The 13,203-nt window shown below is 38.4% G+C and carries 12 protein-coding genes; 7 read left to right on the top strand and 5 right to left on the bottom strand.

The features are described from left to right. Positions 1 to 5: 5 nt before the first annotated feature. Positions 6 to 719, bottom strand: coding sequence for a prolyl oligopeptidase family serine peptidase (locus QUH73_RS12850; protein WP_289530842.1), 714 nt, complete (start codon positions 717 to 719; stop codon positions 6 to 8). A gap of 111 nt (positions 720 to 830) precedes the next feature. On the opposite strand from QUH73_RS12850, the gene QUH73_RS12845 reads away from it, so the two are divergent. Then, complete coding sequence (locus QUH73_RS12845) at positions 831 to 1,877, top strand: nucleoid-associated protein (protein ID WP_156196887.1); 1,047 nt, start codon at positions 831 to 833, stop codon at positions 1,875 to 1,877. A 95-nt stretch (positions 1,878 to 1,972) separates the two neighbouring features. Here QUH73_RS12845 and QUH73_RS12840 read toward each other — a convergent pair whose 3' ends face one another. Both QUH73_RS12840 and QUH73_RS12835 read right to left on the bottom strand, forming a co-directional pair. Beyond that, positions 1,973 to 3,016 (bottom strand): transglutaminase domain-containing protein, encoded by a 1,044-nt coding sequence (locus QUH73_RS12840; protein WP_289530841.1) that lies wholly within the window; start codon positions 3,014 to 3,016, stop codon positions 1,973 to 1,975. A 146-nt stretch (positions 3,017 to 3,162) separates the two neighbouring features. Beyond that, positions 3,163 to 4,290, bottom strand: coding sequence for a M14 family metallopeptidase (locus tag QUH73_RS12835; RefSeq protein ID WP_289530840.1), 1,128 nt, complete (start codon positions 4,288 to 4,290; stop codon positions 3,163 to 3,165). 220 nt (positions 4,291 to 4,510) lie between these two features. Between QUH73_RS12835 and mltG the strand changes: the two genes are divergently transcribed. Further along, positions 4,511 to 5,581 (top strand): endolytic transglycosylase MltG, encoded by a 1,071-nt coding sequence (mltG, locus tag QUH73_RS12830; RefSeq protein ID WP_289530839.1) that lies wholly within the window; start codon positions 4,511 to 4,513, stop codon positions 5,579 to 5,581. Between the two features lie 94 nt (positions 5,582 to 5,675). Here mltG and QUH73_RS12825 read toward each other — a convergent pair whose 3' ends face one another. Next, positions 5,676 to 6,050, bottom strand: a complete 375-nt coding sequence (locus QUH73_RS12825) for a winged helix-turn-helix transcriptional regulator (protein WP_289530838.1) — start codon at positions 6,048 to 6,050, stop codon at positions 5,676 to 5,678. Between the two features lie 145 nt (positions 6,051 to 6,195). Between QUH73_RS12825 and QUH73_RS12820 the strand changes: the two genes are divergently transcribed. Continuing rightward, positions 6,196 to 7,065: an SDR family oxidoreductase gene (locus tag QUH73_RS12820; protein ID WP_289530837.1), complete on the top strand. Its 870-nt coding sequence runs from the start codon at positions 6,196 to 6,198 to the stop codon at positions 7,063 to 7,065. A gap of 122 nt (positions 7,066 to 7,187) precedes the next feature. Here QUH73_RS12820 and QUH73_RS12815 read toward each other — a convergent pair whose 3' ends face one another. Then, on the bottom strand, positions 7,188 to 8,054 hold the full coding sequence (locus tag QUH73_RS12815; RefSeq protein ID WP_289530836.1) for an AraC family transcriptional regulator: 867 nt from the start codon (positions 8,052 to 8,054) through the stop codon (positions 7,188 to 7,190). A 252-nt stretch (positions 8,055 to 8,306) separates the two neighbouring features. Here QUH73_RS12815 and QUH73_RS12810 point away from each other — a divergent pair, with 252 nt between their 5' ends. From QUH73_RS12810 to QUH73_RS12795, 4 genes are read left to right on the top strand one after another with little or no spacing between them, the layout of a single operon-like run. Further along, a complete protein-coding gene (locus QUH73_RS12810) occupies positions 8,307 to 9,209 on the top strand; it encodes a dihydrodipicolinate synthase family protein (RefSeq protein WP_289530835.1) in 903 nt (300 codons plus the stop codon). Between the two features lie 11 nt (positions 9,210 to 9,220). After that, a complete protein-coding gene (locus tag QUH73_RS12805) occupies positions 9,221 to 10,702 on the top strand; it encodes an aldehyde dehydrogenase (NADP(+)) (RefSeq protein ID WP_289530834.1) in 1,482 nt (493 codons plus the stop codon). Positions 10,703 to 10,711: 9 nt separating this feature from the next. After that, on the top strand, positions 10,712 to 11,725 hold the full coding sequence (locus QUH73_RS12800; RefSeq protein WP_289530833.1) for a 4-hydroxyproline epimerase: 1,014 nt from the start codon (positions 10,712 to 10,714) through the stop codon (positions 11,723 to 11,725). A gap of 9 nt (positions 11,726 to 11,734) precedes the next feature. After that, on the top strand, positions 11,735 to 12,985 hold the full coding sequence (locus QUH73_RS12795; protein WP_289530832.1) for an NAD(P)/FAD-dependent oxidoreductase: 1,251 nt from the start codon (positions 11,735 to 11,737) through the stop codon (positions 12,983 to 12,985). Positions 12,986 to 13,203: the final 218 nt, after the last annotated feature.

Here is a 13,203-nt window from a genome sequence, read left to right as displayed (position 1 = left end):
AACCTTTAACGATTATTTAGGATCAGTAAAATCTTACTTCTTTTTTGTTGTAGAAGCCAATCGTATAATCCCGGATTATTATAGGTTTCCGTCCATGAATTGTGAGTCGCTTCAGGGTAAACCGTGAATTTCACACTGCTTCCCAATTTTTTTAATCCATCTACCATTTCTTTCGAGCGGATGAGTGGTACTACATCATCTTTAGCACCATGAAAAACCCAAATCGGAAGCGATTTTATTGTTTCCAGTTTAGTCGTGTCGCCACCACCACAAATTGGAACTGCGGCAGCAAAAAGATTTGGTTTGGCAATAATCGATGCCCAGGTTCCAAAACCACCCATACTCAAGCCCGTAATGTAAATTCTATTTCTGTCAACCGGATATTTATTGATTATTTCGTCATAAAAGGGAAGAAGTAAGTCTTTGTTCCAATAAGTTGTATCAGGACATTGTGGTGAGATGCAAATGAATGGGAAATCTTTTTTGTTATCCAGAAAAGAAGGAGGGCCATGAAATTTCACCTTGCTTAAATCATTTCCCCGCTCACCCATTCCATGCAGGAAAATCAATAAAGGAAGTTTTGCTTCCGATTGCTTCATACTTGGTACATATTCCAAATAGTGTACGCCCAATTTTGATTGTTTTTCAACCTGTTGTGCTTTTATACCTGTTAATGAAAAAAGCAAAATCGTTACTGACAAAAATGTGTACTTAGTCATATTTTAATATCTAGTTTTGATAAATCTACTAAATGTAAATGATAAGTTAAAAGGAAAAAATTATTTACCGAAAGTCTGTATCTTTATCGCCGGATTAAAAAAAGGAAAAGCATGTTCAACTTTGAAGATATAAATTTGGACCGTATTGTGGTTCACAATGTAGGAAATAAACATCACGATGAAGATTTGAAGCTTTCTAAATCAGAAATTCAATTGGAAGATGATGATGTTAAGGATATCCTGCTAAAGTATTTTTTAACAGCCTTTAATAAGGAGGAATTCTATAATTTCCAACATGATACCGATTTGAATATGAATGAGGTGTTTTGTTATGCTTCGGAGTATTTCGAGGAGAATGTTTCCTTTTACGATCAGTCAACCAATATCGCCGTTCATTTGTACGAAAAATCGAATCATCCGAATATAAAGGGTGGCGAATTTTATTTGGTGGGCTTCTCTAATTGCGTGGTTGATGGAGAAGTTTGCGATGCGTTGGGTATTTTTAAATCAGAAAATAAAGACACTTTTTTAAAGGTGTACCAAAAGCAGGATAATTTTGAGTTGGGATGTGAAAATGGAATCAATATCAAGAAATTGGACAAAGGCTGCCTGATTTTCAACTCCGAAAAGGAAAAAGGATTCAAAGTTTGTATTGTAGATAAAACCAATTCGAACAAAGAGGCTTTGTACTGGAAAGAGGACTTTTTGAATTTGAAACTTCGCGAAGATAATTTCTATCATACCCAAAATTATCTGGATATGTGCAAAGGTTTTATTGGTGATGTGTACAATGACGAGAATGAGGTTGCCAAGGCTGATCAGATCGATTTAATGAACAAATCAATCAATTTTTTTAAGGATAAAAAGCTGTTCAACGAGGAATTATTTAAAAAGGAAGTGATTGAACAGCCTGAGGTGGCCACTGCCTTTGATGAGTACAAAACCTATTACCAAAATGAACAGGGAACAACAGTTACACCAGAATTCACAATTAATAACGATGCTGTAAAAGGAGAGCAAAAGCACTTTAAACACATTTTAAAATTGGATAAAAACTTTCATGTTTACATTCACGGACAACGAAAATTCATAGAAAAGGGGTACGATGCTGCTCGTGATTTAAGTTACTACAAACTGTTTTTCAGAGACGAGAATTAAACCTGTCAGCGTCTATATATTTATTTGGATTATTAAGAAGCTTTCTCCATCATGGGAAAGCTTTTTGTTTAGTTGTAATTTGGAGTTTTAAAGTTTCATCTTATACTCACTTTATACCCCAGAACCGGCTGGTTGTTGAAGTAAATGATCAACTCATCTTTACCTTTCGAGTTTACGGGTACTGAGAAGTTAATGATGTTCTTTTTTAGAATAGGTTTTACGAGTTGACCAAATTTTTCACTTTTAAAGTGATAAGCAATCGGAATGCCACTTGGAACATTTGCAATTGAAAAGGCAATATCATTTCCTTTTCTGATTGATATTAATCCATTTTCCGGACTGATTATTTGGTAGTCTTTGCCGATGAATTCATTAAAAATGGCAGGTTGAAGTGCAAATTCTTCCCGGGTAAATTCTTTATTTAGCAGTAACCATTCCTGATTATCAGGGTAATGTTTCATGGCAAATTCCTTTGGATCACTATCGAAATAAGCAGGAGTATATTCTTTCCGAAATTCCATTTTGGCGTAGTCAACAGAACCCGCAGCCCAGGTAATATCTGCAAGCTTCCATTTTCCATTAATTTTTACAGCATTCCATGCATGATTCGAAGGCAAATTGTTGTTTCCTATTTCGGAAATAAATCGTTTTGCTGCGCCCGGGATTATTGTACATTCAATGTTTAGTAAGCTGCAGATTTCCTGAAAAAGCGTTGCGTATCCTTCACACAAAGCCTTGCGGCTCTGTATTGTTTCCAATGCCAGATCTCTTCTGAACTGATCTTTTTGCGTCTGCAAATCTTCGTCCGAAGTATACGAAAAACGGATTTTTTGAATCTTGTTTACTCCCTTTGTTTTGTACTCAACATTTATGGCAATCCATGCAAAGGCAGCCCTTGCCCTATCTTCATCTGTGGTAAAATCAATTTTTATTTTATCCGTTAAATCCTCATAAGAGTTAAATTTTGTCGAGTATTTCGAAATGATTTCATCAACTTTGGTTTGAGAGAAACTTTCAAAATGAAGCGAGGTGAAAAATAGTACAAGTAAGAATTGATATCTAAAAGGAATCGCCATGTGTCCGTTTATTTTTTGTTTTAAAGTAATCAGATAGAATGGAAAACGCAATTTCGATGCCATTATTTGAATTTATGGCAAAAAGATTAAATAGTAATTGTTTGATGAGGAATAGAAAAACCAGAATTTACCCCACAAAAAAGACCCACACTCACGGAAGCTTGAGCATGGGCCTTTCGAGTAATATACTTAGTAGTATATGCTTTTAATTATCTTAGGTGATTCACCACTTGATAGATTGGCTGAAGAACAGATTCTCCAAATAAAATACTCCTTTCGGGAGACCAACCATATTCAGGGTCTGGTAAATCATTATTGTCCTTGAATGGCATTTCAATTGTCAAAGATAAACATTTATATCTTTCTCCAATGTGTTTCGAGCAAATTGCTAAATTTCCTGTTCCCGGTTCGTTCTTCGGATAGCCTTGAGTATCCTGAAAATCAGGACATGTAGCAATCCATGAACCAATGAATTTTTCTGTTAATTTTTTCAATCTTTCATCGAAAGAAGGGATGCCTTCTATCCCCGAAATAAAATTATAAGGTAAAGCTTCATCTCCGTGGATATCCAGATTTAAATCACAACCATATTTGTCCATTAAGTTGCGTACATGGAAAACTTCAGGACTGTTTTCTATTGAGGGTTCGGCCCATTCACGATTATAATTGAATCCTTTTGTGTTTACGCGTAAATTGCCCGCAATACTGCCATCAATATTCATGTTAGGTACCAAATAAAAAACAGCTTTATTTAGCAAACTTCTCGAAATTGGATCATCCTGATCCAAAAGGCGGTCAATTAAACCCTGCATAAACCATTCGGCCATGGGCTCGCCGGGATGCTGACGGGCAATTACCCAAATGCTTTTTTTCGCTTCGTCGGCTTCACCAACAATCAGCATATCAATGTCTTTTCCTTCCACCGTTTTTCCAATCGAAACCAATTCACATTCCGGTGACATTTGTGCCTGATGAATTAAATTTAGATGCTGATCGTAGGTGTAAGGAGCGAAATATGCGTAGTAAACCGAGTTGTAAAGTGGTGTGTGCTCAATAATCAACTCGTTGCCATCGTAATTTGATGGAACCCGAAACCAATTCTCCCGATCGTAGGATGCCACAGTTTGGTAGCCTTCATATCCTTCCGGATAAGATGCTTTACCGGCATTTGTAATTCGCATTTTAACAGATTCTTCCATTGCGCCCATTAATCTGAAATGGAACCATTGAAAAAATTCAGAATTCGTGTCGTTGGGGATGCTTAGCTGTATGTTTTGAGGACTGGCAGCATCAATAACTTCAATTTTACCGCCATCAAAATTCGATGAAATATTCATGTTTGTGTCATTTTTTGTGATTCAATCAAAGGTAGATTTTTTGATTTTTACAGACAAGGAAACTGTCGAATTCTTAAATTACACTTCGGGAGTACTAATTCACGATTAGTAAACGTTTAAATCAGAACAATTTCTTCTATTTTTGGGAGACAGTTTATCTGTAAAATATTATTTCTGTATTTTTACAGACCTAGGCTTGTATTTATTTTAATTCAAACTAATGATCAATTTATTTCGTCTGAAAGATAACCGTTCAAAAAAGTGGAAGTTTTTAGTACTTGCTGTAATGCTTGTATTAGTTGTAACAGGATCGGTACTTTTTAAACTTTATCAGGATATTTTTTCAGCAAACATTAATTTGGGCGAAGAAGAAACCAGCTTATTGTACATACCCACCCATTCGAATCAGGCAGATGTTTTGCAAATTTTAAATGAAAAAGGCTGTCTTACAAACAGCTCTTCATTTCAGTGGGTTATGGAGAAGAAAAATTTCGCAAATCACATTCACCCGGGGCGTTACGAAATTAAAAATGGCATGAGCAATAATGAATTAATAAATTTATTGCGCTCAGGCGTTCAAACACCACTCAATCTTACTTTTAATAATACCCGCACTTTAGAAGATTTTGCGGGCAAAATAGCGGCTCAAATCGAGGCCGATTCAATTAGCATTCTATCGTTGTTAAAAGACGAATCTAAAATGCAGAAATACGGATTTTCACCTCATACCATTATAGGAATGTTTATCCCCAACACCTATCAGGTATATTGGAATTTAGATGCTGAAAAGTTTGTGGATAAAATGCATAAAGAGTATGTAAAGTATTGGAATGCTGAGCGTTTGCAAAAGGCTAAAAATATTGGGCTTTCGCCTATGCAGGTGAGCACGCTGGCATCAATTGTCGATGAAGAAACCATTAAGAATGATGAGAAAAGCCGTGTTGCAGGTGTTTACATGAATCGCTTAAACCGTAAAATTAAATTGGATGCCGATCCAACTTTAAAGTTTGCTTTGGGCGATTTCACCATTCGTAGGGTGCTTAACAAACACAAAACAATTGATTCTCCATACAATACCTATAAATATCGTGGATTACCGCCAGGACCAATCCGTCAGGCATCCATTTCGGGCATCGAAGCCGTTCTAAACTACGAAAATCACAAGTACTACTATTTTTGTGCCAGTCCCGAATTTAACGGGTATCACGTGTTTGCCAAATCTTTGCGGGAACACAATCAAAATGCGGGCAGATATCAGAAAGCGCTCAATCAAAGAGGCATCATGAAATAATTAGTACTTCTGCTCTTGTCGGTTTGCAATTTTCAGGCTTTTATTGGGGATACACTGCATGGCAAATGGCAGTGTATTCATAACGGATATCTGATTACTTTTTAAATTTTTCTCTGGACTTTTTTATTGCCGGCATATTGGAAACCGCCCATTTCGCTAAATTATCCACATGGGGAACAAGTGATTTACCTAAGTTTGTAATTTCGTACTCAACTTTAGGAGGAATTTCCGGATAAATGGTTCGGAAAATAAATCCGTCAGCCTCCAATTTTCTTAGTGTAACAGTCAGCATTTTTTGAGATATATCCGAACCAACTTCTTTATTGATTTCATTGAAACGCAACTTCTGCTTTTCACCTAAAATCAGCAATACAAGAATAGACCACTTGTCACCAAAACGATCTAAAACCGTTCTGACAGGACAATTTGTAATATCCCATTCACTTTTTTTAATTTTTTTTTCCATCATAGACCTTTGATTATCAACAATAGTTACCTTGAAGTTAGTTTGGAACAAGGATGTGCCTTATTGGTCGTTTTTACAAACTAATATATCTTTACTATACAAAAGTAAGTATAAAACTTTTATATAGTAAGTTTAAATAAAATATAAGATGGAAAAAATTTTAGTTACTGGTGCAACAGGTCATTTGGGAAATATTGTAGTTGAAAATCTACTTAAAAAAGTTTTCGCCAGTCAAATTTCAATTTTAGTTCGGGATGAAGCCAAAGCACAGACTTTAAAAGCAAAAGGTGTAACTGTTAATATCGGAAATTATCAGGATATTCATTCATTAAATAATGCAATGAAGGGCATCGATAAAGTTTTGCTAATCTCATCAAGTGATTTTAATGATAGAATCGGTCAGCACAAAAATGTGGTTGATGCTGCTAAACAAGCAGGAGTGAAACAGATCTTATACACAGGTGTTACATTGAAAGATATTGCAGCATCTCCTTTACAGCCATTGCTTCAGGATCATTTTCAAACAGAAGATTACATAAAAGAAAGCGGGCTTTCATTCACTTTTTTGCAAAATAGTTTGTACGCAGAGGTGATTCCAATGTTTGTAGGTGAAGATGTTTTGAAAACAGGTATTTTCTTTCCTGCAGGTGAGGGTAAAGTGCCTTTTGCTGTCAGAAAAGATCTGGGAGAAGCTATTGCAATTATTTTGGCAAGTGAAGGACACGAAAACAAAACTTATCACTTAACGGCATCAAAAACCTATTCATTTGCAGATATTGCAGCTGAACTTACCACATTGTCTGGCAAAAAAGTAAATTACACCAGTCCGGAAGCTGATGCATTTGAAGATATGTTAAAGCAATTTGGTTTGCCCGAAGAAATTGTATTGATGTCCGTTTTGTTTGCCAAAGGGATTAAGAATAATGATTTTAATATGGCTGACGGTACTTTAGAGAGTATTTTGGGACGGGAACAAACGGATGTAAGAATGTACCTTAAAGAGGCTTTCAATTTGTAATAGCACTGGCAAATAAGTTTTTTGATTCATGAAAAATTAAAACCTCCTTCATTTTCTTAAAAGCGGAAAGGAAAGGGGGTTTTGGTGATTATTGCAGCACTTAAGTTCACCAATCAAATTTTCTACTTCCCAAATTTAGTACGATACTCTATAGGAGTACAGCCTGTTATGCGTTTAAACTGACGGTTGAAATAGGAAATGCTGTTGTAGCCGCTTTCAAATGCAATGTTTCCAAAATTTTGCTTGGTGCCGGCAATCAGTTTACCGGCATATTCAACACGCATCTCGTTTAAAAAAGAGGAAAATGGTTTTCGTGTTCTTTGTTTAAAATAGCGGCAAAATGCATTAGGTGTCATATTGGCAACCGAGGCTATTTCTTCCAGGCTAATATCCTTCTGAAAATGGGTTGACAGATAGTGAAACACGATATTGATCCGCTCGTTGTCGGAATCTTTGATGGGTGAATTATAACTCACTGTAGAAAGCGAATGGAGACTTTCAGATACTGCAAAAATATTAAGGATATTTAGCAAATGCTGGAATCTTTCAAATCCTTCCAGTCTTTGTGTTTTTACTATATTTTCAGAAATTTCCACTCTTTCTTCACCTTTCAGTTTTAATCCGTTAAGAGCCAGATTAAGCAGGCGTTTGATGTGTGCCATTTCGGGAATTTCAAAGAATTGACTGCCAAAGGTTTCTTCTTTAAAGAAGATCGAAATACCAAAGGAAGTCAATTGGTTATCAGGATCATAATAGGCTTGGTCCGATTTAAATACATGTGGAACATTTTTTCCGATTAGATAAACACTCCCTGGAGAGAAGCGTTCCACATGATTTCCAATAAAGCATGTTCCTTCGCCTTCTATTATTGTGGTAAGCTGATGTTCGGGATGATAATGTATCGAATCGTAGAATCTTTTACTTTGATCCAACTGAAGCCGAAAGGAGTTCCCGCTGGTTTTCGGAATGACAAATCGAATTGCTTTCATGTGTTTGTATGTAAGGATTTATGGTACCGGCAAATGAATGTAACGATCCTCTTGTTTGCATGTCGAAGATCAGAATGTTGTATCAGAATAATTAAACAGCTTTCGTTTTATGGCATCATAATATCGGAATTTTATCCAAATATAATAATAGTGGGTAATATTGTTCAAGCTTCTGATAAAATAAGCGAAATAAAACACCTGTAAGTCTTTTATTTTTGAATTGTTATTAATTCATTTATAAAATTATAAAATATGAGACCTACCTGGACAGGTGTTTACCCTGCTGTTACAACAAAGTTTAAAGCGAATGGGGAGTTGGATATTCCTGCTTTTTTAAAAAATATTGATTTTCAGATTGAATCTGGTGTTTCAGGAATAATTATCGGAGGATCACTTGGTGAATCGAGCACACTAAGTGTAGACGAAAAGCTAAAATTAGTGGAGGTTTTACAGCCTTACCGCGATAAGGTTCCGGTGTTGATGAACATTGCAGAATCAAGTACCGAACGTGCTGTTGAAGCAGTAAAATTAGCTGAGGCAAATGGAGCTGATGGATTTATGCTGCTTCCTCCGCTTTTGTATAAAGCCGATGCTGATGAAACAGTGGCTTATTTTAAAGAAGTTGCCAATGCTACTTCATTGCCCATCATCCTTTACAACAATCCGGTTGATTATAAAATAGAAATTACGATTCCAATGTTCAAGGCTTTGCTGGATGTGTCTAATATTGAAGCTGTAAAAGAATCTACACGCGATTTAACGAATGTTACCCGTTTGAGAAATGCTTTTGGCGATCGATTTAAAATATTGGGTGGAGTTGACACCATTTGTTTAGAAGCCTTGTTGTTGGGAGCAGATGGTCTGGTTGCAGGTTTGGTGAGTGCATTCCCTAAAGAAACAGTAGTGCTTTTCGATTTGGCCAAAGCAGGTAAAGTTGATGAAGCTGTGAAATTGTACCGATGGTTTATGCCATTGTTGGAGATGGACATCGATCCGAAACTGGTACAGTACATAAAACTGGCAGAGGTTTATGCAGGCATTGGAACCGAGCATGTGCGCTCACCTCGAAAAATTCTTTCCGGAACGGAACGGCAAAAAGCAATTGAAACCATTGAAATTGCATTAAAAAACCGTCCTGATTTATCAACCTGTTAATCACAATAGAAATGAGCAGATTACAAACGAATATTAGTAATACAATGGAGGCTGCGGGCAGAGCTTTCAAAGTTTATAAAAAGCTTTCGGGGCGGGAGCGGGCAAAGTTTTTACGTCTTATCGGAAAGGAAATTTATGCCATTGGCGATGACCTGATACATACAGTGATGGAAGAAACAAATTTGCCGGAAGGACGTGTGAGAGGTGAGCGGGACAGGACTGTTGGGCAAATTGATAAGTTTGCCGATTTGCTCGATGAAGGTTCGTGGCTAAATGCAGTTATTGATGTAGGAGATGTCGAAAGAGCTCCTCTTCCAAAGCCGGATTTGCGCAAATTACATGTGCCAATTGGCCCTGTAGTTGTATTTGGTGCAGGAAATTTTCCACTTGCTTTTTCGGTGGCCGGCGGCGATACAGCATCGGCTTTGGCCGGTGGAAATTCCGTGGTGGTTAAAGGCCATCCTGCGCATCCTAAAACCGGAGCCCTTATTGCAAACGCGATAAAACAAGCGGTGAAAAAATCCGGTTTACCAGAAGGAGTATTTGGTTTTATTGAAGATTCGGGATACGAGTCGGGTGAATTACTGGTGAAGAATCCTTTAACAAAAGCAGTTGGTTTTACAGGTTCGGAACGTGGTGGCCGTGCTTTGTATAATTTGGCTGCCGGCAGACCTGAGCCTATTCCTGTGTTTGCAGAGATGGGGAGTGTGAATCCTGTTGTTGTTTTGCCAAATGCATTGAAAAATGATCATGCTTCCATTGCATCAAAACTGGTAGCATCAGTAAATATGGGAGCTGGTCAGTTTTGCACGAATCCGGGTTTGTTAATAACAACAAAAACAGATGGATTTGATGATTTTATTGAGAATTTGGTTCACGAAGTAAAAAATACGGAGGGTACAGAAATGTACAGCGAATCAATTCTGCGCAACTATCAGTTGGGAACCGATAAAATACTTTCTCACTCTGAGATTGAAGTGCTGGGAAAGAGCGGGAGTGCAACAGATCCGGAAAAAGCAGTTCCCGTTTTGGGATTGGTGAAAGCCACCGATTTTATAGCAAAACCATCTATGCACGAAGAGATTTTTGGTCCTTTTAGTTTGCTTGTGGTTTGTGAATCGACAGAACAAATTCTGGATGTTGTAGAAGCTTTAAAAGGGCAATTGACAACAACCCTATGGTCGTATGAAGACGAACTGGATAATTATTCCGGTTTGATTTCATCTTTGCTTGAGAAATGCGGGCGTTTGTTGTTGAATGGTGTTCCTACAGGTGTTGAAGTTTGTTCAGCCATGCAGCATGGCGGGCCTTATCCGGCTTCTACTGATTCCCGTTTTACTTCGGTTGGCGTTTCTGCCATTTTAAGATTTGTGCGTCCTGTTAGTTATCAGGATTTTCCGCAGAATCTTCTTCCTGAGGAATTAAAAAACACCAATCCATTAGGGATTTGGCGATTGGTTGATAATCAATGGACAAAAGATCCGATAAAATAAGAAATAACTATGGCAAAGAAAACATTCTTCTGTATAGATGGACATACCTGTGGAAATCCGGTTCGGGTTGTAGCAGGAGGTGTTCCGCAATTGCAAGGCAAAACGATTTCCGAAAAGCGTGAACATTTTTTGCGTGAATACGATTGGATCAGACATGGATTGATGTTTGAACCTCGTGGACATGAGCAGATGTCAGGAAGCTTTATTTTTCCTCCCGAAAATCCGCAAAATGATGCAGGAATCCTTTTTATTGAAACAAGTGGTTGTCTTCCCATGTGCGGGCACGGTACTATTGGCACAGTAACCATTGCGATTGAGGAGGGATTGGTATTGCCTAAAACTCCCGGAAAATTGATGTTGGAAACTCCGGCAGGTCTTGTTGTGGCGCATTACGTTCAAAACGACAAAGGCAAAGTAACTTCTGTAAAAATTATCAATGTTCCATCTTTCTTGTATAAAACAGATTTGAAGGTAGACAGCCCTAATTTGGGCGAATTAACTGTGGATGTTGCGTATGGCGGTAACTTTTATGCCATTGTCGATGAGCAGGCTAATTTCTCCGGTTTGCATCATTTTACTGCTGATGAGCTGATCAGTTACAGCGGAGCAATTAGAACGGCTTTGAATGAAAAGTACAGTTTTGTACATCCGGAGAACGAAAAAATTTCAGGCCTTAGCCACGTTTTGTGGACAGGCAATACCATTTCGCCTGAGGCCGATGCCCGTAATGCTGTTTTTTACGGCGAACGGGCCATTGATCGCTGCCCTTGCGGAACAGGAACGTCGGCCCGTATGGCACAGTGGTTTTCCAAAGGAAAGCTGGAGCTTGGTTCAAAGTTTCTGCACGAAAGTATTATTGGAAGTCAATTTGTGGGAACGGTAGAAGAACATCTGAAAATAGGAGAATATGATGCGATAGTGCCGGCAATTGAAGGATGGGCAATGGTTACCGGATACAATACTATTATCATCGACGACGAAGATCCTTATGCACATGGATTTAGAGTTGTTGGAAAATTGTAAAACGAAAGAATGGCAAAAAAAATACTTATTGTCGGTGCGGGTACCATTGGCTTGCACTGTGCCTATTATCTGATTCGAAGTGGTCATGAAGTTGAAGTAATTGATGCTGCTGATGAGAACGATCATTCCGGATGCTCCTATGGAAATTGCGGCTTGATAGTGCCAAGTCATTTTATTCCCATAGCGTCGCCGGCAATGCTAAAATCGGGATTTACCATGCTTTTCGATAAGAAAAGTCCCGTGCATCTTCCCCTTTTGGCTAATGTGAAAAACGCCCCTTGGTTTTTGAAGTTTATGGCCAGTGCCAATTCCGGTCATGTAAACAGAGTGATGCCTGCACTATTGCAATTGAATGTGGAAAGCAGGCAGCTTTACGCTGATATTGTAGAAGAGCAGGCTGTAGATGTCGGACTCGAAAAAAAAGGATTGCTGATGATGGCAAGCACTCAAAAAGGATTGGAAGAAGAATTGGAACTGGCTCATATTGCGAATGGTTTGGGAATTTCAACCCGGGAAATAGATGATTCGGCACTAAGGGAAATGGAGCCGGATGTTCAGTTTACTGTAGAGGGAGCCGTTTTGTACGAAAGTGACGGACACCTAAATCCGCAAAAATACATGCTGTGGCTGAAGACATACCTGCTTAAGCAAGGGGTGGTGTTTCATCACAATTCGAAAGCGTGTAAATTCGATCTTTTTAAAGGAAAAATAACAGGAGTACATACCCGGGAAGCCATGTTTACAGCCGATGAGATTGTTTTGGCAGCAGGTGTTTTTTCATCAGCCCTGGCAAAAACGATTGGTGTAAATCTGCCTTTGATTGCCGGAAAAGGATACAGTATGGATGTGGCCACTCCGAAATGGAATTTGAATACACCATTGATACTTAGCGAAGCAAAAATTGCCGTTACACCTATGAACGGAGGCATTCGTTTGGGGAGCGGTATGGAATTTAACGGCAAGCCCGGACAGATCAGGCACAAGCGCGTACAGGCCATGTTAAACCGTACTGCCGGAGCCATACAATCATTCGAACAACCCGGCATCGATGGATTGAATATTTGGGAGGGATTACGACCGGTTAGTTATGATGGTTTGCCATACATTGGGCGGCCACGAAACATTCAAAACCTGATTGTTGCTGCCGGACATGCCATGATGGGGATGAGTCTTGCACCCGTAACAGGAAAAATTGTAGGTGAGTTGATTGAAGGACAGGAACCGGAATTTGCCATGGAATTGCTTCATCCCAATCGTTGATGCAAATGCAGTCACATCAAAATTTACGGAGGTGTCCGAAATGCAAAGTTTCACTTGAAAACCTCATGTTGATCGAGCTTTAAACATTTGTTATTGGACATCCTTTTTTTTTGCTGATTGAATACTGCCGTTCCATAAACCGCGAATTCTGCATCTTTAAATTCAGGGGCAGTGGAAGAGGAATACCGGGAGAGAAAGCTTTGCATAATAAAATGCAA

This window comes from Labilibaculum sp. K2S (assembly GCF_030372765.1).
Lineage (GTDB): Bacteria > Bacteroidota > Bacteroidia > Bacteroidales > Marinifilaceae > Labilibaculum.
This window is presented reverse-complemented; position numbering and strand designations above follow the sequence as displayed.